The organism is Arthrobacter sp. NA-172 (assembly GCF_043952055.1).
Lineage (GTDB): Bacteria > Actinomycetota > Actinomycetes > Actinomycetales > Micrococcaceae > Arthrobacter.
Map to the genome: position 1 here is coordinate 1254184 of NZ_JBINOT010000001.1, position 23262 is coordinate 1277445.

The window sequence follows — 23262 nt, forward strand, 5'->3', positions numbered from 1 at the left end:
TGAGGCGAGGCCGAAATCCGGATCAACGTCGGTCCGGCTCCGGGATTATTGCCCAACGAATCGTGGACAAGTTCGGCCGGGGGCCGAGCGGAACAGGACGGGAACCATGAACGGAATCTCCATCCTCAACAGGCCCTTTGCCAGGGTCGCAACCGACGCCACCACCGACGCGATGCATCAACCTTGGAACGGCCACGACACACAAGTGCTTGTGGTAGCGGCCATCGGAATCGCGATCGTCGTCCTGCTCATCATCTGGGCGAAGTTGCACGCCTTCCTGGCCTTGAGCATCGGCGCCCTTTTCGTCGGTATTGCCTCAGGTATCGCCTTGGACAAAGTGACCACCTCCTACGAAAACGGGGTCGGTGGCGTGCTGGGCTATGTCGGCGTCCTCATCGCACTCGGAGCCATGCTGGGCAAGCTATTGGCTGACTCCGGCGGCGCGGACAAGATCGTGGACACCCTTCTCCACGGCCGGCCGGCAACGCTTCCTTGGAAAATGGCGCTCATCGCCGGCATCATCGGCATCCCCATGTTTTTCGAGATCGGGCTCGTGCTGCTCATCCCGGTGGTGATGCTCGCCGTGCACCGTTCCAAGGGCCCGGCGATGCGGCTTGGCATTCCAGCCCTGGCCGGCCTGTCGGTACTCCACGGCTTCATCCCTCCGCACCCGGGACCTTTGGCCGCAATCGGTATCCTGCACGCCAATGTCGGTGTGACTCTTGCCTTTGGCCTCCTCATAGCGATCCCAACTGTCATCCTCGCCGGGCCCCTGTTTGGCCGTCTCGCGGCGCGAATGGTGCCCATCGGCGCCGCCGGCGCCGGCCTCGCCGTGACGGTTGGAGCCGGCGCGGTTGGAGCCGGCACGAATGCCCAGCCGAAGCGATCCCAGGGTCCAGGCGCACAAGCCGCCAGTCCGCGCCACGACGCGCCCTCCGGTAAAGCACAGGATCCGGAAGCCACGGCCAGCCCGTCGTTCGCCTGGACTCTGGTCACCCTGCTGTCGCCGTTGGTGCTGATGCTGATCAAAGCCGGGGCGGACATTTGGCTGGACAAAAGCGCTGCCGTGCGGCCCTTGCTGGACTTCATCGGCGATCCGGTCTTCGCGCTGCTCGTGGCGGTGCTCCTTGCCATGGTTACGTTCGGCACCAGGGTGGGCTTCTCCGCCTCAACCTTGACGACGAAAATTGGCCAGAGCCTGTTGCCGATTGTCGGAGTCATGCTCATCGTTGGCGCAGGCGGCGGCTTCAAGCAGGTTCTGGTGGACGGCGGTACCGGAACCGCGATCGCCAAAATCGCAGTAGCTGCCAGCTTGTCGGCCTTGGTGCTGGGGTGGATAATCGCAGTGCTGATTCGTCTTGCCACAGGCTCGGCGACGGTGGCTACCGTCACCGCGGCTGGCATCATCGCTCCCTTGGCAACCGGTCTGGCGCCGGCTCAGTTAGCTCTGGTTGTGCTCGCCATCGGTGCCGGGTCGCTGTTCTTCTCGCACGTCAACGACGCCGGTTTTTGGCTGGTCAAGGAATACTTCGGGTTGACCGTGGGAGAAACGATCAAGACCTGGTCGGTCATGGAAACCATCATCTCCGTCGTGGGATTCGGATTCACTCTGTTGCTATCCCTTTTTGTCTGATCCGAGCATCTCTTGGCCCGTTGTCCTCGCTGGCACCGACAGCTGCCCACGGGCTTGCTTAGCGGCCACGGCGTCCCCGCCACAACACACTCAGTAGCGGAACCACCGACACGATCATGAGCACATTCCCGAGCACGGTGTCGTCCGCTCGGACCACGGAACCCGCGATGAGCAAGGCTCCAAACACCAGTGCCGATGCCAGTCGTTGCACCGTGCGGTTGAGACGTGCCGCCTGCCGTTCAAGGCGCGGATTGGATATCGAAAGTGAACCGTCCTCGATCCGGCTGAGGAGCCCATCCAGCCGTTTCGGCAGACGCACGGCGACCCCCGCGGCGTCGAGCGCTTGCTGAGCCACATCCTGCACAATATTGCCGCGCTCGTCTCGCAGCAGCTGCGCCGCGTAGGGCTCGACCGAATCCCACAGATTGAACCGGGCGTCCAGCGAGCTGCACACACCCGACGTCAGCGACATCGCGCGGATAATGAGGAGAAAATTCTCCGGCAACTGGAACGGCAACGACCGGACTACGTCACCGAACTCCACTGCAAAATCACGGAACTCCCGGGGGTCGACCTCGCGAAGCTCGGCGAAGCCCATCCCGCCAAACCGGGCGAAGAGATGCGTCATCGCTTGCTCAAGCTTAACCGTGTCGGCTGACGGCACCAGGACACCCACGTCGCTGATCGCGGCCACCAACCCCTTACCGTCACGCGAGGCAGCCGCGATGAGAAGCTTCCTCAGGCCGCTGCGCGTCTTGGGTGGAACCTCACCCATCATGCCGAAGTCAATGAAGGTCAGCTTCCATGGATGCTCTGCGGATGAATCGGTAGTCGGAGTGATGAAGATATTGCCCGGGTGCGGATCTGCATGGAAAAAACCGTTCGTGAACAGCTGATCGAACATGACCGACGCAAAAACCGGGGCAACCTCCGCTGGGTCGATCCCTGCCTTAAGAAGCGCCTCTGCGTCCGTGATCTTGATCGCAGTGACATCCTCGAGAGTGAGCGCGCGGCGCGTGGTCCGCTCCCATACGACGTCGGGCACCGCTACTCTGCCGTCGTCGGCGAAATCACCGGCAAAACGCTCCGCATTCGCTGCCTCGTTCAGGTAGTCGATCTCCTCGAGACTGGTCTGCGCAAACTCCTTGACCAGGGCAGGGATGTCGGCACGGTCCGACACGACGCGCACGTGGCTAAGCCAGCCGGCCACCTTGCGCAGCGCGGCCAGATCGACGTCGACAATCGCGCCAATACCCGGCCGCTGCACCTTCAACACGGCGCTAGCGAGCCCGGCGTCCGCGGCATTGCCGGGAAGAAGCTGCGCCCGGTGCGCCTGTCCAAGGGAGGCCGCGGCAATGGGAGTCTCCTCGACTGAGGCGAACACCGCCTCCAACGGCGCACCTAGCTCCGCCTCGGCCAGGGCACGGATCGCATGGAATGGGACGGCCGGCACCTCGTCCTGAAGACCTTCCAGTTCAGCGGTGATTTCCGGCGGGAGCACATCGAGCCGAGATGACATGAACTGGCCAACCTTGATCATCAGACCGCCGAGCTCCACCGCGAGCGCATGGAAGCGCTGCGCGAAGCGCTGCATCCTCTTGGTCCGGGTGCGTTCCGCGATCCTGCTCAGACCGATACGAGGGAGGAAGAGCTCAAACCACCAAGTAATCGCGAGATGCCACAGAGCGAAGCGGAGGATACGCCGGTAACGGGCGCGGGTGTCCCCCGCACCGGGCCCCACATCTGCCCGGTCGCGTCGAACAGACGTCACCCCTGTCAGTCCTGGGCGAGGATCGAGTACAGCCGACGACGTGCGTCGTCGAGCACCGCCACGGCCTCCCGAACCTGCTTCGGCGAGCCACTGCGGCCCACTTGGGCCGCGACCTGCGCGAGCTCAACACCAGCCTTGGGCAACGCGGCGAAGTCGGCGCCTGACGCCGGTCCCGTCGACTCCCAGGGCGCTGACGCATCGGCACCCTCAGCCTCTTCACGACCTGCCTCGGTCAGCGAGTAGATCTTGCGGCCATTGGATTCTTCGGCAGTGATGAGCCCCTCGTCGGCCAGCAACTGCAGCGTAGGGTAAACGGAGCCTGCACTGGGCTTCCAGTTGCCACCGCTGCGTTCCTCGATTTCGTGGATGATCTGATAGCCATGCATTGGCCGCTCCGCCAACAGGGCTAGCACCGCCGACCGGACTTCACCGCGACCCGCTCGCGTGCCCGGGCGCTTCTCAAACTTTGAGCGCAGCTCCTCAAAGAAGTCCCACACACTGTCAATGTTGCCGGGCCCAAATCCGCCTGCCGGGAATGAATTACGCATCACGCTCTCCTCTGTTAATCACGCCTGTTAATCACGTCTGTCAATCACGTCTGTCAATCACGTCTGTCAATCACGAACGATATTCAACGATAGTTAAAGATACATTCCCACACTGGCAAAAATCTAGGGTTCGAACACAGTGGCATAGAAGCAGCGAGGAGCGTGTGTGTGCCCGCACTTTCACCGGAATTTCGGAGCCGACGGTCTTTCTAGGACGACTTGTCAGGAGACTTTCGCCCCATCAGTTCGTGGAGCAAAGCTTGTGCGCTGCCGGGCTCCACTCAGAGTCCCGTGCTCCTCCTGCGATATTGAGCGATACAGTCGCTCCGTCTAAATACCACCGCTGCTGTTGTTGTTCAGGACTGCTGACCTCCCTGGTGGTGCGGCGTCGCACGCACCGTAGCGTTTTAGGTTGACGCCAGCGTGGGCATTAGGCGTCTCTATCTCGTCGAAGCCTGCCCAGGCGGTATGAATCAGCAGGACTCTGGGCCGCTGCTCCCATTGCCTTTGTCAGACGCGGTGCGACGAAAACATCGGCGTCCCCGAGCGCCGACAGCACGCCGGAACCATCCCAAGATTTGTGCCAGGAGAGGCTCTGCGGCACTAGCTCCCGGTATGGTGCTCTAGCCGCGGAAAGAGTACGGGGATCTTCCCGTAACGCCCGGCTCCAGTACGAAGATTGCACCTGCATGGGGCTGGTCCTGGAGCTGCCGGGGAGTCAGCCCGTTGCGAGCGGAGGTGATGAATAACTGATTGAGGGCGGGGCCGCCGAAGGCGACACTCGTAGGCCTGGTAACGGGCAGATCGAGCGTTTCCAGCAACCTACCCTTGGTGCTGAAGCGGTGGACACAACCCCCGTCCCACATGGCCACCCAGATGGTTCCCTCGGCGTCGACCGCTATTCCGTCCGGCGTGGCGATAGGATCAGGCAGATCGACCAGAACGCGGCCGTTGCTTATCTCGCCCGTATCGATATCGAAATCGTAGGCATCCAGCCTTTTAGTGGTCGAATCGGTGAAGTAGAACGTTTGGCCATCGGGAGACCAGTCCAGACCGTTTGAGATGGAAACGTTCGAGAGTACCGGTGTCACCTGGAGTGTGCTGCTGATCCGGTAGAGGCTCCCGGCCGATGGTGAGAGGTCCGTTGCCATTGTCCCGGCCCAGAGGCGTCCGGCAGGGTCGCAGGCGCCGTCATTCATCCGATTACCGGGAATGGCTGACTCAATGGGGACAGCGAGCTCGAAGGCGTTTCCATCAGTGTGGATGAAAACGATCCCGTCGCGTACTGCGCACACCAGTCCCCCTGACTGGCGACGGGCGACCATGCCAATCGGTTGGCCGACGTCGATGCTGCGGTCCAGACCTGATGCGGGGTCAAGCACGTGGATCCTACCGGCGAAGATGTCAACCCACAGGAGTTCCTGCCGCTGCTCGTCCCACCACGGTCCCTCGGCAAGATCGGCGGCGGCATCGATGGCAATGTCGACGTGCTTGCTTTTCATGATCAGGACTCTCCAGACAGTGGTTTTAATCAGGTGCGGTCAAGCCCCGCTGGTGTCGCGCGGCTGGGAGCGCGACACCAGCGCCAACGCTTATGTCATTCACGCAGCCGAGGCGAACCGTGCATCGGTTAGCGTGTATTTTTCCAATGCTCCATCTGCAAAGTCGATGCCCAGTCCGGGAACCTCCCGTGCTTCAACATATCCGCCCGTGGCTGTGAGAGGCTGTTCAAGCAGCCCGTCCCAGCCCGGTCCCCCGTAGGCGTCAAATTCGATCATGGGCGCATTCTCGCAGCTCAGAATCATATGAAGCCCGGCGGCCAGAGCCACTCCGGTTCCGGAGCTGCAGGCAATGTGGGGGACGCACCATAGGTTCCAGGAACTAGCCATATCCGCCACCCGCTTGCACTCCGAGATTCCGCCGACGCTCGTGCAGTCCGGCTGCAGGACATCAAAGGTCCGCTTGCGCAGAAGGTCGAGGTACTCGTAGCGGGTAAGCAGTGACTCGCCACCGGCGAGTTTGAGCGAAACGCGGTCAGAGAGCCACGAATGATCGTCGATGTACTGTGTGAGACTGCGGGAAAGAATGGGTTCTTCAAGCCACAACACGCCTAATTGCTCAAGTTCAGTGGCAAGGGCAAGCGCCTCCCGGCGGTCGAAGGCCATGTTCGCATCCACCATGATGTCGACGTCGGGACCGACGGCTTCACGGACCCGGGCGACCATGTCCACGCCCTTGCTGAGACTGGGACCGTTGCGCAGCTTCATGGCGCAGAAGCCCTGCTCCACGGCGGCTATAGACTCTTCAACTATTTCCTCGGTCGGCTTTAGGGACGGCGCGTAGTACGCTTTCACCTTCGACTTCGAGGCTCCAAGGAGACGGTAGACAGGCTGGTTGCTGGCCTTACCGAGAAGATCCCACAGGGCGATGTCGATGCCACTCAGCGCGTAGGTCTCGATCCCCCGGCGACCCCACATGTGTGTGGCGTTGAGCATGTCCTGCCAGATGGACGCAATATCCAGTGGGTCACGCCCGACGAGCATGGGACCCAGCTGGTGGTTGATGATGGGACCCACGGTGGGGAAGTATTCTGCTGAGAACCCGGCTTCACCGATCCCTTCGATACCTTCGTCGGTTTTTACCCGGACGATGATGCCGCCTTTAACGTTAACTTCCATCGCGCCCCAGCGAAGCGGCTCATCCAGTGGCACCCCGACGGGGAAGGCCTTTACCTCTGTTATTTTCATGCTCTTAGGTCCTTTCGCGGGTGTTGCGAATCTGCGGAAGGCGGCCCGGCACTTTGGGGAATACCAGGCCGCCGCCTTCCGTGCTTACGGTTAGTGATCGCGGGGGGCCGACTGGTTCAGGTGCGGGATCAGGTCGTACCAGTCATAGTCGCCGTCATAGAAGTACTCGGTGGTGTCGTAAGTACCGTCCATGGTGTCCTTGAGCGATTTCGGACGCAGGAAATCCAATGGTTTTCCACCCCATCTGATCCTTGTTACCGCCGTACACCGGGTCGCTGTAGAAGCCCTGGCGTGTGTGCAGGCACAGCGTGTCAAAGAACGGAAGGTTCTCATCGAACGATCCCTGAAGGAACGTCGTGACCGGTTCCTTTGTGCCAAGGGTGACCTTGATCGGCTTCGGGGCCCCTGAAAGTGCAATCAGCACCTGGTCCTGCTGCTCCTCGTCAAGGTCTACGAAGTTCTTTCCGTCCACGTTCCGGGCAATGGCGTCCAAAGCCTTGACGCCGTCACGGTAGAGCTCCTGCATCTTGAATTGCCGGCCGCGCCACGCGTCGGCGTGTTTGCCTGCGAGCTTCAGGAACCCCGAGCCGTCCGCTGCCGCGAAGATGTAGTCGATCCCCGACACGTACCGGTCGATGAAGACGACCACTCGGGCTTCCCTAGCCCCCGGGTCCTGGTCCGTGGGCATGATGCGTGCGGTTGCCGCCTCGACAGTGTTCCATTCGTGGTCGGTGAAGAAGTACCGCTCCGTGGAATCCGGGTCGACGGGTTCGCCGACAATTTCCCATTCTGATTTCAGCGTCATTTCAGCAAGTCCTTCCGTCAGGCCGGCTGGGCGAGCCGTTCGGCCCGACCCTTGGAGTAGGTAGTGGCGATATAGTCCGAGCAGCGCCACGCGTTAGCCATCATGGTCAGCGTGGGGTTGACACCGGTGGCAGTCGGGAAGCCGGAGCCGTCAACGACAAACAGGTTGTCGACGTCGTGGGACTGGCCCCATTCGTTGAGCACACTCTTGGCCGGGTCCACGCCCATGCGGGCCGTGCCGTGCTGGTGGCAGGTATTGCCGGTCATCTTGTCCAGGTAGACCGGGACCGTCTTGCGGGCACCGGCGGCTTCGAGGATTTCGGCGTTTTTGTCTACCTGCCATTTGCCCATGGCGATGTCGTTGGCGTGGGGCCGGTGGGTGATCCGGGCCACCGGAAGCCCCCAAGCGTCCTTGATCGTGGGGTCAAGGTCGACCCGGTTTGATTCCACGGGCATGTCATGAAGGATCAGGCCGATCTTCATGGCGTAGTTGAAATAGTTTCGGTCCGCGTCCTTGAGGGCGTCCCCCCAGGTGGGCCGGCCCGGGAAGACCCAATTGACTGGATGACAGGTCTGCGAGGCGGAAATGATGCACCCGCCAATGTGTCCGCGGTTTTCATCCGTTTCGTAAAATTCGAGGGATCCGCCGGAGATGTAGTTACCGGTGAAGCCGTTCAACGGCTCGTCGAGCTCGTTGTCGAACAGGCCAACGGCGAACAGGTATTCGTGGAACGTCGCGTTCTTGCCCACCAGCCCAGAACTGTTCCCCAGCCCGTCCGGGAACTGCGAAGAGCGGGAGAGCAACATTAGGCGCGCAGATTCGATGGCACCCAGGGCCAGGATGACGACCTTGGCGTCCTGTTCGACCTCGTTTCCGTCCGGGTCCACGTAGAGGACACCGGTGGCTTTGCCGTCTTTGCCGATTTTCACTTCGCGGACGAAGCTCTCCGCGCGGACCTCAAAATTTCCCGTGGCCAGCGCGTCCGGGATGAAGGTGGTCAGGACGTTGGACCGGGCGCCGGAGGGATCACCGTACTGGTTCCAGAAGCTGGTTTTGTTGAAGGGGTCACGTCCGTTGTGGTTGTTGGTGACCATCGCGTGTGGGATCGGAAATGCGTTGATACCCATCTTGTTGCAGGCGTCATAGAAGCGTTTTCCGTAGCGGGTGGGACGCAGGGGCGGGCTCGGGTACCCCTTGGAGCGGTAGGGCTCGTACTTATCGGCGCCGGCGATGCCCGAGACCCCGAAGGCCCATTCGACTTTCGTCAGGTAGGGTTCCAAGTGCTCGTACCGGAACGGCCAGTCAGCCAGGTTCATGCCGTCGACGTCGCCGTGGAGGGAGCGCAGCATGAAGTCCGATTCCCGCGGTCTGGGAACCCAGCCGGCCCAGTGGTTCGTTCCGCCGCCGACCATCTGGGGGGTCGGGGAGAACGAGAACGGCTGCGCCACTTCGTCCTCCGCATACCGGAGGGTTCGCGGGAACAGCGTCGGGTCAGGCCACATGTAGTTGCGGTTGACGAATTTCAACTCGTCGCCGGAGTAGTGTTCGTGGGCACGAAGCCAGGGCCCGCGGTCAAAACCGATCACCTTCAGCCCTGCCTCGCTCAAGACTTTCGCCGCTGTACCGCCGTTGGCACCCAGTCCGACGACGACGGCGTCAACGGGTTCAGGCTTCTTCGTTGTAGCCACTGAGATTCTCCTAAGTTCGATGACGGCACCACGTGCCGTTCATACCTTCTGTCTTTTCGGTTTTACGCTCCAGGAACCGGTGCTGTGCGGTTGGGCCGCCCACCTCGCGGAAACGCGGCCCGTCCGCACCGATCCGCGGGTCAACACGCACTGGTGCTTCTGCCCGCGGGGATGGCCGCATCCGCTAGGAGACGGACGCCCCGGTCTCGTACCGCGTGCCGGCCGGGTCACCGGTCAGGTCCGTGGCGCGGTTGTGTGTGGCGTGTTCGGTTTCGGTCGGGCGGCCTTCGAGGTAGGCGATGATCGCGCGGGTGAAATCGGGAAGATCGACCGGGGTCCTCGAGGTGATGACGTTCCCGTCCACGACAACCGCTTCATCGACCCAGGTGCCGCCCGCGTTTTCCACGTCGTCCTTGATCGGCAGGTAACCGGTGGCGTTCTTGCCCTTGAGCACACCGGCAGATACCAGGACCCATCCGCCATGGCAGATAGCGGTGACGAGCTTGCCTGCCTCATTCATGTCCCGGACGAGGCCGATCATTTCAGGGTGAAGGCGCATGTTGTCCGGCGCGAAGCCGCCCGGGACGACGACGGCGTCGAAGTCGGAGGCGCTGACGTCGGCCGCAGCCGCGTCGACCTCCATCGGGTAGTTCTCCTTGCTGTGGTAACTGTTCTTCGTGCCGCTGCCGATGACCCGCACATCCGCTCCGGCCTCCTGCAGGCGGAGCAGGGGGTACCAGCCCTCCAGGATCTGGTACTCATCTTCGATCAACAGGGCAATCTTGGATCCATGCAAACTCATGGGTGGCTCACTTTCTCATTGTGTGTATAGCTGACGGGGAATAACGCTGCGCTCAATGGTGGCATGTCTGACCCGACCAAGCGGCCTGGCCTCCGAACTGCAGGTTTGGTGAACGCTGTCGCCCACCATTCCAATCATCCGGTTATCAGGTGGTCTGAACTCTTCCGCATTTGCTCGTCGGTGTCAAGGGTCTAAGCGCCCTGATCCTGCCCGGGAAAAACGCTGCGGGCCAGTTATCCGAGGGTTCTGGCCGCCGAGCGGATCAGCATGGCAACGGACACTGCCCCGGGATCAATGAACCCTCTGGAGTTCTCCCGCGCGTAGCTGGATTTGCCCTTGCGGGCGACCATGTCGGAGGTCGCGTCGCGGCCGGCTTCAGCCGCCGTCGCTGCCGATTCCAGGGCCTCTGACAGCGATTTCTTCTCCGTCAACTTCGCCTTCAGCATTTGAACGGACAGCGCCAGGGCGTCAAACATGGTCTTGTCCCCTTGTTTTACGTTGCCTCTCTCAACGACGCCCTGCGCTGCCGCTTCGAAGGCGTCCGAGAGCCGTCCCGGGTTGATCGTCGGCGCGGCGCCCACCGCTCTTGCCATCCGAAGGAAGATCGTTCCGTAGAGCGCACCGCTGGACCCTCCGACCGAGGAAACGATGTGCAGGCCGACGTCCTTGAGGAACTCCCCTGGAGTCGCGGCCTTGTCCCAATCGGGCACGGACTTGAGCAGTGCAGACATTCCCCGCTCCATGTTCGAGCCGTGATCTGCGTCGCCGCTGGCGGCGTCCAGATCGCTGAGGACGAGGTGCTGTTCGATAATCTGGTCTGCAAAATCCAGGATCCACCGCTCCAGGTCGGTTCTTGTCAGGTTGGTGTCTGTTGTCATTTTCATCGTCCCCACCGCAGTGCGGCTGTTTGGACCGGAGCATCCCATAGGTTTGTCAGCTCCTGGTCGAGTTCAAGGAAGGTTACTGCGGCGCCCGCCTGATCGAGGGAAGTCACGAAATTTCCCACCAGCTGACGTGTGACGCGGGCGCTGCGGGCCTCTGCCGCCGCGACCAGTTCGCCGGCGAGAAGATAGAGCTCGTGATGCGGCGTGGCTCCCATCCCGGTGACCAGCATGAGAAGGTCACCGCCTTCCTCCGGTGCGAGGTCAGCTAAGACCTCGTCGACCATCAGACGGGCAATTTCCTTAGCGTTGGCCATCGGGACCCGTTCACGCCCGGGTTCACCGCTGATGCCGATACCAAGATCCATGTCGGTTTCGGCAAGTTCATACACCGGCTTTCCGCGTGCAGGAGGCGTGCACGAGGACAGTCCAACCGCGAACGTTCCCGAGCGGGAGACCACTTTCTGGGCAACGGCCAGCACCTCGGACAGATCCCGGCCCTCCTCAGCTGCAGCGCCTGCGATCTTTTCGACGAGGACCGTGGCACCGAGGCCCCGACGCCCGGCAGTTTCCCCGTCGTCGGGGATCGATACGTCATCGTTGACGACGACCTGGGCAACCTGGATGTCCTCGAAGTACAGAATCTCCTGAGCCATCCCGAAATTCATCACCTCGCCCGTAAAGTTCTTGATGATATGCAGAACCCCCTTTCCCGAATCGGCGCGGCGGGTAGCGGCCACGATCTGGTTCGGGACGGGGGATGTGAAGATCTGGCCCGGCGCGGCGGCGTCAAGCATCCCATAACCGACGAAACCGGTATGTGTTGGTTCGCAGCCTGATCCACCGCCCCCCACGAGCCCAACCTTGGGAAGAGGGGGAACTTCCCGGCGTTGAAGCACCCGATTCCCGCTGTCCCACTCCAGGATTTCCCGATGCGCGCCTACCAGCCCCGCCACATAGTCATCCACCGCAGCCGATGGTTCATTCACGAATTTTTTCATTGGCTTCCACTTACCTCCGGCTTTAGGGTCCGCGTAATTCCTCGGTCGCACCGATCAAAGGCCTCTGGTTCGATGATCAGGTGGTCTGACCGGAAGCATTCCCTAGAAAACTGTTTCCGTCAATCCCCGCCCTTTGATACGGAATGAGAATGCCCCCCCGATTTATCCCGTCGCCCGTCTGCAGCCGGCGGTCCGCTGTCAATGCAGTGGCAGAAATCACGGAAAAGTATTGACAGTGCTTTTTCCGTCTCGTAGTGTTCAGACCACCGGATCACCTGCCATCCAGCTCTCTCTACCGCAGGAAGAGGGGTCCGGTGAGGCTTGAAGACCGCGACCGCGCGGAAAACCGAGGGTGCAGGCAATGCTGCCGCCCCGTATCAAGGAGAACAAATGTCTTCACTGGACTACACCTACGAAAACATCGACAAGATTATCGACCGTTCGCACTACCTTGCTCCGACCATCGATCCCAAGAAGACGATGCTGCTCGTACTCGACATGCAGAAGGCATGTGCAGAGCCCGGCGGCGCCATGTACATTCCCAGCGTCGGGGGCGCCCCGGAGGGCAAGGACACCATCGAGCCGGTCAAGAACGTGCTTGAAGCCTGCCGCGCGAAGGGCATTCCTGTCGTGTGGTCGCTGTGGGGTCTCCGCGGGGACGGTAAGGACGCCGGCTTCGCCGACGTCAAATGGGGCCTGGAAGGCCAACTCGGTAGCTTCCCAGGCTTCCTGGGGCAACGGGGGTGACGAGCTTGTGGATGAGCTCAAACCGCTGGATGACGAGCCGGTGATCCGCAAGCACCGTTTCTCATCGTTTTACGGCACGCCGCTAACCGAGTACATGCGCCGCGCGGGTGCTGATACTCTCGTCATCGCCGGCCTCTCGACGGGCAACTGCCAGATGGCCACGGCCATCGACGGAGCCAACCAGGACTTCAAGATCATCACCCTCGCCGACACCTGCGCAGCCATCCCCTCGGGACAGGACGACCCGCTGGGCTATGGCCAGCACTGGGAGGCACTGAGGAATATCCAGGCCAACCACGGCGACGTTCGCACGAGCAAAGAATTTCTCGAACTCATCGACGCCGCTTAGGCGCTCTTTGATTCACCGGCTCGTCCCGCCGGGTCTCCGGCGGGACGAGGCCCTCGTCAACTGCTCCTAACTGCTTTCCGATTATTGACAGCCGACCTCCCCGGCCCGCTTCGCGGGCACGCAGGAGATCCGCGCCAAGTCATCAGACCACCGGGTTACCGGGGTACCCAATAGCCACAGGGAAACTATTTCGACGATGAGGTTGGAATGAACAACAACGAAAAGTCTCAAAGCGCCCCGGCTGGACCTGACGATCAGCCCATCGTGTCCGTACGGGGAGTCGGGAAGGTCTACCCGGGCGTCGTGGCCCTGGCCAACGTCGACATCGATCTGCGCCCCGGCGAGATCCATGGACTTCTCGGCGAGAACGGCGCGGGAAAGTCGACTCTAATTAACATCCTGTCCGGAACGGTGTCCCCTACGGCCGGAACAGTCCGGATTGCCGGCTCCGAGGTCACGATCGGGACCCCGCGGGACGCCCAAGATCTCGGCATTTCGACGGTCCACCAGGAACAGTCGCTTGCCCCGAATCTCACCGCCGTGGAGAACATCTTCCTCGGCCGCGAACTCATCAGCGGCAGGAACCGCGTGGCGGGTGTTCTGGACGAAAAGGAAATGCGCACCCGGGTCCATGAACTCGCGCATGAGTTCGGCCTCACCGACCACGACACTAGAGTCCCGGTCGAAGCCCTCGGAGCCCTTAAGCAGCACGTCGTGCAGATCATCAAAGCATTGGCCTTCCGGACACAGGTCCTGATCCTGGATGAACCAACATCCGGCTTGGCCGATCACGAACGTCTCACATTGTTCAGCTACATGCGCCAGCTACGCCAGAAGGGGATCTCCCTGCTCTGGGTCACACACCGTCTCGATGAGCTCTTCGGACTGGCCGACACCATCACAGTGCTCCGCGATGGCCAACTGGTCGCAACCGTAGACCCTGCCGGACAGACAGCCGAATCGCTCGTCCGACTCATGGTCGGGCGGTCCAACCTGGCAGCACGGGAAGAGATCGTCGAGGAAGGACGGGTGCACGGCTTCATCGGGGCACGGGACGAGGTCCTGCGGCTGGATTCAGTCACCCGCCACCCCCTACTTCATGACATCAGCCTCTCCGTCCGCCGGGGAGAGATCCTCGGACTGGCTGGAATCGCCGGTGCAGGACGGACGGAAACTGCAATGGTCGTCCTGGGCGCCGACCGCCCGGACTCAGGAAAAATCTTCCTGCATTCCCAGCCCGTGGTCATCCGCTCCCCCCGCGACGCCCGCAGAAGTGGCATCGCCTACGTGCCCGAAGAGCGCAAAACCCACGCTATTCTCGGAGACTTCTCGATCAAGCGGAACATCACAATCTCGGATCTGAAAAGGACGGCCGCCGCTGGCCTGTTCCTCCGCGGCCGCCAAGAGACGGCCACCGCGAAAAGGTACGTCAGTGACCTGGGCGTAAAGACAGGTTCCGTGCAGGAAAAAATCCGCAATCTCAGTGGCGGGAACCAGCAGAAGGTCGTCATCGCACGCTGCCTCTTCACCGAACCCGACCTGATTATTTTCGATGAGCCCACCCAGGGCATCGACGTCGGCGCCAAGGCCGACGTCTACCGGTTGATCTACGAATTCGTTGACCAGGGAGGTGCGGCAATCGTGATCAGCTCCGAACTGCCCGAACTGATCCGGGTATCCGACCGTATCGCCGTGATGCGCGAAGGAACCATCGTAGGCGAACTCGAGAGCACCGGCCGTGACGAAACAGCGTCCGAAACCAGTGAACTCGGCGAACGAATCATCTCTCTGGCAACCCGAGGAGCGGTAGCAGTATGAGCATCTTCCAGCGTTCTTCACGAGTACTGGCCATTGACGGCGTCGCCGTCTCGATCGTCTTCCTGATCATGTGCGTTTACTTTGCCGTCGCATCTCCGTATTTCCTTAGCCCCGACAATATTTACAACACCTTCGTCGAATCCGTTTCCGCAGTGCTGCTGGCGGCCGGCCTGACCTTCGTACTGATCAGCGGCGGAATCGACCTGTCCATAGGCTCTAACATCGGCCTGAGTGCAGCGGCAACCCTCTTCGCCATCATGAACGGAGCGCCCCCTTCCTTGCGGTACTTGCCGGTGTCGCCACCGGGCTGATCTTCGGGCTCGTGAACGGGGCATTCGTGGCGGGGTTGGGCGTCAGCGACTTTATCGTCACGCTGGCGACCCTGAGCATCGGGGCGGGGGTGCTACAGGTCTTCACAGCCCGCACGCAGCTCACCGGAACAGCGGACAGCTCCTTCCTCGCTCTCGCAGGAGGAAAAATCGCCGGGATCCCGACAGGGGTGCTCATCACAGCAGTCATCCTGCTCATTCTGGAGGTCGCGCTCATCAAAACACCTTTCGGACGCACGATCTACGCCGTGGGCATCAACCCAAACGCGGCGTACTTGGCCGCGGTCAGCGTGCGCCGGACCAAGTTCTCGGTTTTCATCATCTCCGGAATTATCGCCGGCATCGGCGGAGTGCTCCTGGCATCGCACCTCAACTCCGTCCAGCCAGGACTCGGGGGCGGCTATGAGCTGACAGCGATCGCCGGGTGCGTAGTGGGCGGAGTCGCCCTCGCCGGTGGCCGAGGAAGCATCTGGCGCGCTGCCCTCGGAGCCTTCTTCTTATCCGTCCTCAGCCGCGGTCTGCAACTGATCGGAGTCGACCCGCTCTGGTTCTCGATCGTGACCGGCGCGGCCATCGTTGCTGCGGTGGCCTTCGACCGCGGCGCCCAAAAATGGCTGCAGTCCGCACTTCGCCCGGTGTCCCCGGTACCGGCCGCAACCCAGAATGCTTAGTGAGGCCCGAAATGTCTTCTTCCTTGAACGCAGCTGCCCTCAGCAACCGGATCGAAACGCTCCTCGCCAAGCCTGGATCCGGCCTGGTGGCCCTGCTCATCCTGTTCATCCTTACGATGACCTTCGTGGCACCGTCTTTTCTCAGTTTCGGAAACTGGGAAAACATAGCAAACCAGGCGGTCTTCGTGCTGATTCTCGCCCTCGGCATGACGATCGTGCTCATCGCGCGTGGAATCGACCTCTCCGTTGGGTCGGTCATGGGCCTCTCGGCCGGCGTAGCAGCCTTCCTGATCAACCAGGGGCTCATCTTTCCATTCGCGTTGTTAGCAGGCATTGGCTGCGGGCTCCTCTGCGGCCTGCTGAATTCACTGATGATCACAAAGCTGGGGCTGCCCGATTTTGTTGCCACCCTCGCCATGCTCGGTGTTGCCCGGGGGGTGCTGTTCCTCTGGACCAAGGGAACGCCCTTCACCCGATACATGACCCCCGAATACAGGATCGTTGGAGGCCAGGTCAAGCTCGGCGGCGTCATTAGTGTCCCGATCATCGTTGCCATTGTCTTGTGCATCCTCGTCTCCCTTATGCTGCGAAAATCCGTCATCGGACGCTACCTGTACGCCATAGGGGGCAGCCCAGACGCGGCCAGGCTCTCGGGTATTTCAGTCTCGAAGGTGAAGACATTCGCCTATGTCGTGAGCGGTGGGTGTGCCGGACTCGCCGGAGTAATCCTTGCCGGGCGTGCCACCAATGTGGCCCCGACTCTGGGAACGGGCTATGAAATCCTGGCCATTACCGCCGCCATCATCGGCGGTGCAGCCCTGACCGGAGGCCACGGCCGGATGGTAGGCGCCGTTCTCGGCGCCCTGACTATCACCCTGATCGCAAACGCAATGAACATTGCCGGTGTCACGTCCGAATGGCAGCAGGTCGTCACCGGAATCATCCTGTTGCTTGCCGTACTTCTTGATCGCATTACCGCCTACTTCAAGCAGCGTCAGAACAGCGCGGAAATCGAACTGTCCCCGCAGCAAGCGCAAGAATCGGCCCCCTCGGCGATGCCCAAACAGGCCTTGAACTGATCCACTTGCCCGAAGCCTGGGCCCGGCTACCCGCTGATAGTGACCCGCTCCCCTGCCATACAACAGCACCGCACCCCTGCCTGAATTTCAAAGGAGAAATACAATGGATACAACCTCGACACGAAACGAGAACGCGACGACAGGATCCACCCGCCGCAACATTCTCGGGGCAGGTGCCCTGATGGGGACACTCGGCCTTCTCACTGCCTGCACCACTCCTCCCGGCGGGTCCGCCACAGGAGGCGGCGGCGCCGGAGGCAGCGGCGCCGAAGGCAGCGCCGCATTCACCGACGCCCTCAAAAAACTCGTCAACGGGCGCACGGTCCAAGTCGGCTTCACTCCTCCGGTCCTGTCCGAGTACTACACGCAGATGGAAAACGCCGCCTTCACGCGGATGGCGCAATTGGAAGACCTCTATGGGGTCAAATGGAAGTGGGAAAAGTCCTCCCCCACCGGCAACTTCAACGCCGTTGAACAACAGATCAGCACGGTCCAGACCTGGACAAGCCGCAAGTTCGACGTTGTCTTCATCTGCACGGGCGCCAACTTCGCCACCATGCAGGGCGTCTACAAGAACGCCATGAACGCCGGTACCAAGATCTTCCAATTCAACCAGCCCGTCGAGCTCTATCCCGTTGATCAGATCAACACCGTCTCCAATATTGGCTACGACAACCGCACACAGTCCGGCTACGTGGCCGGAAAATATATCGCGGATACCCTTAAAGGCAAGGGCAAAATCGTTCAGATCATGGGCCCCTCCGGCTCTGACTGGACCAAGGCACGGCTGATCGGCTTCAATCAGGCCCTGGCCGAAAACCCGGGCATCGAGGTCGTGGGAACGGCCGACGGCGGCTATTTGCGCGACAAGGGACTCACCGCAGCCCAAGACCTCCTCACCCGGCACCCTGACATCAATGCCATCTACGGAGAAAACGAAGACATGGCTCTCGGCGCCTCACAGGCCGTCGATGCTGCTGGACTGAAACAGTGGGACGGGTCCCAGGGAATCGTGATCGTGGGTGCCGACGGCCTGCTCTCGGGCATGGACGCTATCCGGAACGGCAAACTGACCGCCTCAGTGGACGTGAATTCCGTCGATAACGCAACCAGGATGATCGACACAGCCTTCCAGTCCGTGGTCCTGAAAAACTATGTCCCCAAGATCTCCAACATCACGACGCATCTGGTGACCAAGGACAACGTCGAAGCCTACGCCTCGTACATCAACGGCATCATGGCCCCGAAGAAAACATACTGAGCCGACGCTCCACCCGCATAGGAATTCAAAGGGCGTGAAGCACCTCCCATGTGTGGCCAAGCGGCGGGAAAGGATTACTTTCACCGCCGCGCCCGGTCCTTAGCGCTGAATGGGCCGGTGTTCAGGCCACCGGACCAGTACCATTGGATGTACCGAGCATTTTCGGTTGGCGAAAGAGGGATCATGACCGAATCTACAAGCAGGATCGAGCGTGTGGCGCGGCTGAGAGTATCCGACTCCGTGGCTGCCCAGCTCACGCAACTGATCACCAACGGCGCCTACGCTGTGGGTGAGAAGCTTCCTGCCGAGCGCGTCCTCGCGGACGAATTCGGAGTAAGCCGCAGTTCGATGCGCGAAGCAATCCGGGGCATCGAGGCAAGCGGCCTGGTGAGTAGCAGTCATGGCGTCGGAGTCTTCGTGGTCAGCAATACCGTCGCTTCCCACGGCCTGGCAGACATGCTCGTGTTCGAAGATTTCACTGTTCCCGAACTGTTTGAGGTGCGGCGCATGATCGAACGCGATGCGGCCGGATGGGCAGCGCAAAGAATCACACCCGCCACTACCGATGCGCTGCAGAGCATCATGGAAACATGCTCGGATCCGGATCTTTCCGACGAGGAATTCGTGCAGCTGGATATAAAGCTCCACCAAACAATCGCGAAGGCTTCGAAGAACGAGCTGCTGGCAACCATCTACGGCAGCCTGGAGCCGATGCTGATCAAATATTCGCTACGGGTGATTTCCCTGCCAGGGCGTCGGGAAGACTCCCACGCAGGGCACGGGCGAATTGTTGACGCCATTGTCGCCGGGCGTGTGCGCGAGGCGCGAGATGCCGCCGTGGCCCACATTCGCGACGTCGAAAGGGACATCGCGAAAAACCTGGCACAACCGGTAGCCAGTCAAACCTAACTCGGGCTCTACCCCCGCTCCCCGGTTGGTCGCGGCAGGATAAACACCCCAATCCTCCGGGATTTTTTCGCGGAGCCCGACTCATCATGGACGAACGGATAACGCAATATGGTCGCATCTTCTTCCCGACAGTCGGCGCTTCCGCTCACCGGTCAGGTGATAGCGGTGCTGCGCACTTCGCACGCGAGCGAATATCTGCCCGTGATCGAGAGTCTGGTCGCCGGTGGCGTCCGGTTCATCGAGCTCACGCTCACAACCGCGGGCGTGTTCGATCATCTGGCGGAGATTAAGGCAGCACTCGGAGACACTGCGGAAATAGGCATCGGCACCGTCACCACCACAGGACAGGCCGAACGCGCCCTCGACGTCGGAGCCCAGTTCCTGGTGACGCCGTCAACGAACCTTGACATCGTCCATACCGCTGTGGCGCGTGGAATTCCCATTGTCCCCGGCGGGCTGACCCCGACCGAACTGTACGCGGGATGGAGCGCGGGCGCGGCAGCCGTCAAAGTCTTCCCCGCTTCCACCGTGGGGCCGGACTACATCGGTCAACTCCACGGCCCGTTCCCCGAAATGCAGCTCATACCCAGCGGCGGAGTCACTGTCGAGGACGCACCTCGGTGGATTTCCGCCGGCGCCCTCGCCGTCAGCCTTGGCGGCCCGCTGGTGGGTGACGCCTTCGACGGCGGCAACCTTGTCCGGCTCACAGAAAGGGCCCGACGCGTGACCGAATTGGTGGCTGCGGCGACCCAGGACCGTAAAGGCATAAACCTGTGATCACCGTCGATTCCGAGGCTGATAGCCCTGCTGTCACCCCTGACAACGTCACCGACGTCGTGACCATGGGCGAAACCATGGCGCTAATGAAGGCCGAGTCCCCCGGGCCCCTTGCCCACGTCGCTTCACTAAGCCTGGGTATGGGGGGCGCAGAGAGCAACTTTGCGATAGCACTGCGCAGGCTCGGCACTTCCGTGACATGGGCAGGCAGGGTCGGAGCCGACAGCTTAGGAGAAATGGTGCTGCGTGAACTCGCAGCGGAAGCAATCACCACATTCGCCTCCCGTGACCATACAGCTCCCACCGGGCTCATGATTAAGGAACGTAGAACAGCTGAGGCTGTAAAGGTTTGGTACTACCGCAGAGGCAGCGCCGGATCCCGGCTATGCCGCGAGGACGTCCCAGCTGAGCAGATCGCCCAAGCCAAACTTCTGCACATAACAGGCATTACCCCGGCGCTGTCCGCAAGCGCAGCCGACGCGGTCAGCTACGCCCTCGACTGTGCCCAGGCGGCCGGCACTCTGGTCTCCTTTGATTTGAACTACAGGGCGGCACTCTGGTCCCCGGAAGAAGCAGGCGAACAATACCGCCGAATAATACCCAGGGCGGACGTTGTGTTTGCTGGGGACGCGGAAGCGGCCATGGCAGTAGGCGATGCACAAGACCCATGGGAACTCGCTCGGCGAATAAACGAAATGGGAGCATCACAAGCGGTCATAAAACTTGGCGCCGACGGTTGCGTCGCAGTCGTGGACGGCGAACCGCACGCTCAGCGTGCAGTTCCGATCCGGGCCGTGGACACAGTAGGGGCGGGAGACGCTTTTGTCGCCGGATATATCGCCGAGCTACTCAATGACCGGGACGTTTCCCAACGCCTCCTGACCGCGGTCCGGACTGGGGCCTTCGCTTGTCTGGTGCCCGGAGACTGGGAAGGCATGCCCCGACGTACTGAGCTGGGCCTTCTGGACTCCACAGAACCTGTCTCCCGATAAACACAGGCCTTGCAGATGCGGGTCCTTCATCATGCAATCCTGCGGCGGACGCGCCCGCGCTTCCTGAGGTCCTTCTCCTCGACCAGCCGCGGGGCGACCATGTCCAGGGCCCTCAGCGGAGTCATCTTTGGCCCGTCAGCCGGGGCGAATGCTGCGATCCCCGTCCAGTGCATTGAAGCCCTCTTGACGTCCTTCTTGATGTGGGGCAGCCAGGCGATCCCGGTTAAGAACTGGGGGCGGCCGTCCGGGAGCTGGCCTTCGTGGAAAGTGGCGTGGAAGATCTTTGCTCGAATGGACAACCGACGGTGGCATTCCCACAGTTCGTAAGCATGCTTACTATACTGAGTGGACAACTTCGTACAGAAACGAGAATCGCATGACTTCGGCTGCTGCCACGCGTTCCCTTCCATATCCTCTGGGCGTCACACTGAGAGACGGCGGCGCGAATGTCGCCATCTACTCCCAGACAGCCGACGCGGTGGAAATCTGCACTTTCGACGGCGATGGAGTCGAGACCCGTACCGCTTTGCCGGAACGGACCGGACATGTATTCCACGGCGTGGTCCCCGGAATCGAGGTCGGTACCCGCTACGGCATCCGTGTCGACGAGGCCTGGAACCCCGACGCCGGGCTGCGGCACAACCCCAACAAGTTGCTGTTGGATCCGCACGCGACCGCGATCGAGGGCGGTTACGACTGGGGCCAGGCTGTCTTCTCCCACGATCTGAACAACCCGACCGAATTCGACGACACGGACTCAGCCGCATCAACCCCCCGCTGCGTGGTCGCGGACCCGTCCTTCGACTGGGACGCCGGCTCCGCCGACGTTGCGCCGCGGATCCCCCTGGCCGAGACAGTGATCTACGAGGTCCACGTCAAGGGGTTCACCGCGCAACACCCGGACATTCCCAAGGACATCCGCGGCACCTATGCCGGGTTGGCGCACCCGGCAGCGATCAAACACCTCACGGACCTGGGCGTGACCGCCGTCGAACTCCTTCCGGTGCACCAGTTCGTTCAGGATAGCCACCTTGAGGAAAAGCGCCTTCGTAACTATTGGGGTTACAACAGCATCGGCTTTTTCGCCCCGCACGGCGAGTACAGCTCGGCCGGCGACGGCGGCGGTCAGGTCGCGGAGTTCAAAGCCATGGTGAAGGCCCTCCACGCCGCCGGGCTCGAAGTCATCCTCGATGTTGTTTACAACCACACCGCCGAGGGCAACCACTTGGGCCCCACTTTGTCTTTCAAGGGCATCGACAACGCCGCCTACTACCGCCTGGTCGAGGGCGAGGAGTCCGCCTACTTCGACACGACCGGAACGGGCAACAGCCTCAACGTGGGCCATCCGGCGGCGCTGGGTCTGATCATGGACTCGCTGCGGTACTGGGTCACGGAAATGCACGTGGATGGCTTCCGCTTCGATCTGGCCACCACCCTGACCAGGCAGGACGGCAGCGCCGAGCTGCACAGCGCCTTCCTCACCCTGATCCAGCAGGACCCGGTCCTGGCACCGGTCAAGATGATCGCAGAGCCCTGGGACACCGCCGGTTACCAGGTGGGCGGATTCCCGGCTGACTGGTCCGAGTGGAACGGCAAGTTCCGCGATGACGCACGCGATTTCTGGCATGGCGGCGAGAACGTGCTCGGCGACTTCGCCCAGCGCTTCCTAGGCAGCCCAGACGTGTACGAGGGCAGCCGCCGCGCTCCGGTATCAAGCGTCAACTTCATCACCGCGCACGACGGTTTCACACTGGCTGACCTCACCGCCTACGCCGAAAAGCACAACGAAGCGAACGGTGAAGACAATAACGACGGCGAGAGCGACAACCGCTCGGCCAACCACGGCATTGAAGGCCCCACCGATGATCCCGCCGTCACCGAGCTCCGCGACCGCCAACGCCGCAACTTCCTGGCGACCCTGCTCCTGTCCACCGGCGTGCCAATGATTCTAGGCGGCGACGAAATGGGCCGAAGCCAGGGCGGAAACAACAACGCCTACTGCCAGGACGATGAAATCTCCTGGTTTGACTGGAACAAGGTCGACACCGGACTCCTGGAGTTCACCACGGAGCTGATCGCGCTCCGGCGGGATAGCCCGTCACTGCGCCCGAGCTGGTTCCGCCACGCACCGGAAGCCGGCAGTGCCGACTCCGTCCGGGTGCTCCGGGCCGACGCCGCGAGCTTCAGCGAAGAGGATTGGACCGCGGACCACCGCGCCATCACGTTCGTACTGGAGCACGACGGCGCCGACGCATTCGCCATATTGCTCAATGCCGCGGAAAACGGCGTCGAATTCAACATTCCGGCAGCGCCGCTGCAGGAGTGGGAGCTGGCAGTCTCAACCGACCAGGATCAGCAGGTGGAACAGCCGTTGAGCACACTGATCGTGCGCGACCGTTCCGTTACTGTCCTGCGGTCCCGCGCATAGAGCAATGAGGGCCCCGGCTGATCTCC

General features: G+C 61.7%; 22 protein-coding genes. 12 read left to right on the forward strand and 10 right to left on the reverse strand.

The features are described from left to right. Positions 1-172: 172 nt before the first annotated feature. Complete coding sequence (locus ACF0H6_RS06250; protein ID WP_395249896.1) at positions 173-1633, forward strand: SLC13 family permease; 1461 nt, start codon at positions 173-175, stop codon at positions 1631-1633. Positions 1634-1691: 58 nt separating this feature from the next. On the opposite strand, the gene ACF0H6_RS06255 is transcribed toward ACF0H6_RS06250, so the two are convergent. From ACF0H6_RS06255 to ACF0H6_RS06295, 9 genes are all read right to left on the reverse strand, one after another. Beyond that, positions 1692-3404 carry an ABC1 kinase family protein gene (locus ACF0H6_RS06255; protein WP_395248877.1) on the reverse strand — a complete coding sequence of 571 codons (1713 nt, stop codon included), beginning with the start codon at positions 3402-3404 and terminating at the stop codon, positions 1692-1694. A gap of 5 nt (positions 3405-3409) precedes the next feature. Then, a complete protein-coding gene (locus ACF0H6_RS06260; protein ID WP_395248878.1) occupies positions 3410-3952 on the reverse strand; it encodes a PadR family transcriptional regulator in 543 nt (180 codons plus the stop codon). A 623-nt stretch (positions 3953-4575) separates the two neighbouring features. Beyond that, positions 4576-5454: an SMP-30/gluconolactonase/LRE family protein gene (locus ACF0H6_RS06265; RefSeq protein WP_395248879.1), complete on the reverse strand. Its 879-nt coding sequence runs from the start codon at positions 5452-5454 to the stop codon at positions 4576-4578. A gap of 99 nt (positions 5455-5553) precedes the next feature. Continuing rightward, complete coding sequence (locus ACF0H6_RS06270; protein WP_395248880.1) at positions 5554-6699, reverse strand: mandelate racemase/muconate lactonizing enzyme family protein; 1146 nt, start codon at positions 6697-6699, stop codon at positions 5554-5556. 154 nt (positions 6700-6853) lie between these two features. Further along, positions 6854-7504, reverse strand: coding sequence for a gluconate 2-dehydrogenase subunit 3 family protein (locus ACF0H6_RS06275; protein WP_395248881.1), 651 nt, complete (start codon positions 7502-7504; stop codon positions 6854-6856). Positions 7505-7521: 17 nt separating this feature from the next. Beyond that, positions 7522-9192 carry a GMC family oxidoreductase gene (locus tag ACF0H6_RS06280; RefSeq protein ID WP_395248882.1) on the reverse strand — a complete coding sequence of 557 codons (1671 nt, stop codon included), beginning with the start codon at positions 9190-9192 and terminating at the stop codon, positions 7522-7524. 184 nt (positions 9193-9376) lie between these two features. After that, entirely contained in the window at positions 9377-9994 is a 618-nt protein-coding gene (locus ACF0H6_RS06285; RefSeq protein WP_395248883.1) for a type 1 glutamine amidotransferase domain-containing protein, read from the reverse strand. A gap of 233 nt (positions 9995-10227) precedes the next feature. Then, on the reverse strand, positions 10228-10872 hold the full coding sequence (dhaL, locus tag ACF0H6_RS06290; RefSeq protein WP_395248884.1) for a dihydroxyacetone kinase subunit DhaL: 645 nt from the start codon (positions 10870-10872) through the stop codon (positions 10228-10230). A gap of 2 nt (positions 10873-10874) precedes the next feature. After that, entirely contained in the window at positions 10875-11876 is a 1002-nt protein-coding gene (locus tag ACF0H6_RS06295) for a dihydroxyacetone kinase subunit DhaK (protein ID WP_395248885.1), read from the reverse strand. A gap of 390 nt (positions 11877-12266) precedes the next feature. Here ACF0H6_RS06295 and ACF0H6_RS06300 point away from each other — a divergent pair, with 390 nt between their 5' ends. From ACF0H6_RS06300 to ACF0H6_RS06345, 10 genes are all read left to right on the forward strand, one after another. Then, positions 12267-12623 (forward strand): hypothetical protein, encoded by a 357-nt coding sequence (locus ACF0H6_RS06300; protein WP_395248886.1) that lies wholly within the window; start codon positions 12267-12269, stop codon positions 12621-12623. Between the two features lie 7 nt (positions 12624-12630). Further along, complete coding sequence (locus ACF0H6_RS06305; RefSeq protein ID WP_395248887.1) at positions 12631-12972, forward strand: cysteine hydrolase family protein; 342 nt, start codon at positions 12631-12633, stop codon at positions 12970-12972. Between the two features lie 207 nt (positions 12973-13179). Next, positions 13180-14790: a sugar ABC transporter ATP-binding protein gene (locus ACF0H6_RS06310; RefSeq protein WP_395248888.1), complete on the forward strand. Its 1611-nt coding sequence runs from the start codon at positions 13180-13182 to the stop codon at positions 14788-14790. Beyond that, positions 14787-15101: a hypothetical protein gene (locus ACF0H6_RS06315; protein WP_395248889.1), complete on the forward strand. Its 315-nt coding sequence runs from the start codon at positions 14787-14789 to the stop codon at positions 15099-15101. The genes ACF0H6_RS06310 and ACF0H6_RS06315 overlap by 4 nt, the downstream gene beginning before the upstream one ends. A gap of 11 nt (positions 15102-15112) precedes the next feature. Further along, positions 15113-15790, forward strand: coding sequence for an ABC transporter permease (locus tag ACF0H6_RS06320; RefSeq protein WP_395248890.1), 678 nt, complete (start codon positions 15113-15115; stop codon positions 15788-15790). Positions 15791-15801: 11 nt separating this feature from the next. Next, on the forward strand, positions 15802-16869 hold the full coding sequence (locus tag ACF0H6_RS06325) for an ABC transporter permease (RefSeq protein ID WP_395248891.1): 1068 nt from the start codon (positions 15802-15804) through the stop codon (positions 16867-16869). Between the two features lie 103 nt (positions 16870-16972). Next, on the forward strand, positions 16973-18130 hold the full coding sequence (locus tag ACF0H6_RS06330) for a sugar ABC transporter substrate-binding protein (protein ID WP_395248892.1): 1158 nt from the start codon (positions 16973-16975) through the stop codon (positions 18128-18130). A 183-nt stretch (positions 18131-18313) separates the two neighbouring features. After that, positions 18314-19039 (forward strand): FadR/GntR family transcriptional regulator, encoded by a 726-nt coding sequence (locus ACF0H6_RS06335; protein ID WP_395248893.1) that lies wholly within the window; start codon positions 18314-18316, stop codon positions 19037-19039. A 108-nt stretch (positions 19040-19147) separates the two neighbouring features. Beyond that, positions 19148-19816: a bifunctional 4-hydroxy-2-oxoglutarate aldolase/2-dehydro-3-deoxy-phosphogluconate aldolase gene (locus ACF0H6_RS06340; protein ID WP_395248894.1), complete on the forward strand. Its 669-nt coding sequence runs from the start codon at positions 19148-19150 to the stop codon at positions 19814-19816. Then, a complete protein-coding gene (locus ACF0H6_RS06345) occupies positions 19813-20808 on the forward strand; it encodes a sugar kinase (RefSeq protein ID WP_395248895.1) in 996 nt (331 codons plus the stop codon). Before ACF0H6_RS06340 ends, ACF0H6_RS06345 begins: the two co-directional genes overlap by 4 nt. Positions 20809-20837: 29 nt before the next feature. Here ACF0H6_RS06345 and ACF0H6_RS06350 read toward each other — a convergent pair whose 3' ends face one another. Next, a complete protein-coding gene (locus tag ACF0H6_RS06350; RefSeq protein ID WP_395248896.1) occupies positions 20838-21107 on the reverse strand; it encodes a hypothetical protein in 270 nt (89 codons plus the stop codon). A 77-nt stretch (positions 21108-21184) separates the two neighbouring features. Between ACF0H6_RS06350 and glgX the strand changes: the two genes are divergently transcribed. Further along, positions 21185-23236: a glycogen debranching protein GlgX gene (glgX, locus tag ACF0H6_RS06355; protein WP_395248897.1), complete on the forward strand. Its 2052-nt coding sequence runs from the start codon at positions 21185-21187 to the stop codon at positions 23234-23236. The last annotated feature ends 26 nt before the right edge of the window (positions 23237-23262 follow it).

Bases quoted from the DNA above. Each gene is read 5' to 3' on its own strand.
- ACF0H6_RS06260 (WP_395248878.1), bottom strand. From the start codon at position 3,952: ATGCGTAATTCATTCCCGGCAGGCGGATTTGGGCCCGGCAACATTGAC.
- ACF0H6_RS06310 (WP_395248888.1), top strand. From the start codon at position 13,180: ATGAACAACAACGAAAAGTCTCAAAGCGCCCCGGCTGGACCTGACGAT.
- ACF0H6_RS06295 (WP_395248885.1), bottom strand. From the start codon at position 11,876: ATGAAAAAATTCGTGAATGAACCATCGGCTGCGGTGGATGACTATGTG.
- ACF0H6_RS06270 (WP_395248880.1), bottom strand. From the start codon at position 6,699: ATGAAAATAACAGAGGTAAAGGCCTTCCCCGTCGGGGTGCCACTGGAT.
- glgX (WP_395248897.1), top strand. From the start codon at position 21,185: ATGACTTCGGCTGCTGCCACGCGTTCCCTTCCATATCCTCTGGGCGTC.
- ACF0H6_RS06285 (WP_395248883.1), bottom strand. From the start codon at position 9,994: ATGAGTTTGCATGGATCCAAGATTGCCCTGTTGATCGAAGATGAGTAC.
- ACF0H6_RS06330 (WP_395248892.1), top strand. From the start codon at position 16,973: ATGGATACAACCTCGACACGAAACGAGAACGCGACGACAGGATCCACC.
- ACF0H6_RS06275 (WP_395248881.1), bottom strand. From the start codon at position 7,504: ATGACGCTGAAATCAGAATGGGAAATTGTCGGCGAACCCGTCGACCCG.
- ACF0H6_RS06325 (WP_395248891.1), top strand. From the start codon at position 15,802: ATGTCTTCTTCCTTGAACGCAGCTGCCCTCAGCAACCGGATCGAAACG.
- ACF0H6_RS06250 (WP_395249896.1), top strand. From the start codon at position 173: ATGCATCAACCTTGGAACGGCCACGACACACAAGTGCTTGTGGTAGCG.
- ACF0H6_RS06340 (WP_395248894.1), top strand. From the start codon at position 19,148: ATGGTCGCATCTTCTTCCCGACAGTCGGCGCTTCCGCTCACCGGTCAG.
- ACF0H6_RS06300 (WP_395248886.1), top strand. From the start codon at position 12,267: ATGTCTTCACTGGACTACACCTACGAAAACATCGACAAGATTATCGAC.
- ACF0H6_RS06335 (WP_395248893.1), top strand. From the start codon at position 18,314: ATGACCGAATCTACAAGCAGGATCGAGCGTGTGGCGCGGCTGAGAGTA.
- dhaL (WP_395248884.1), bottom strand. From the start codon at position 10,872: ATGACAACAGACACCAACCTGACAAGAACCGACCTGGAGCGGTGGATC.
- ACF0H6_RS06265 (WP_395248879.1), bottom strand. From the start codon at position 5,454: ATGAAAAGCAAGCACGTCGACATTGCCATCGATGCCGCCGCCGATCTT.
- ACF0H6_RS06315 (WP_395248889.1), top strand. From the start codon at position 14,787: ATGAGCATCTTCCAGCGTTCTTCACGAGTACTGGCCATTGACGGCGTC.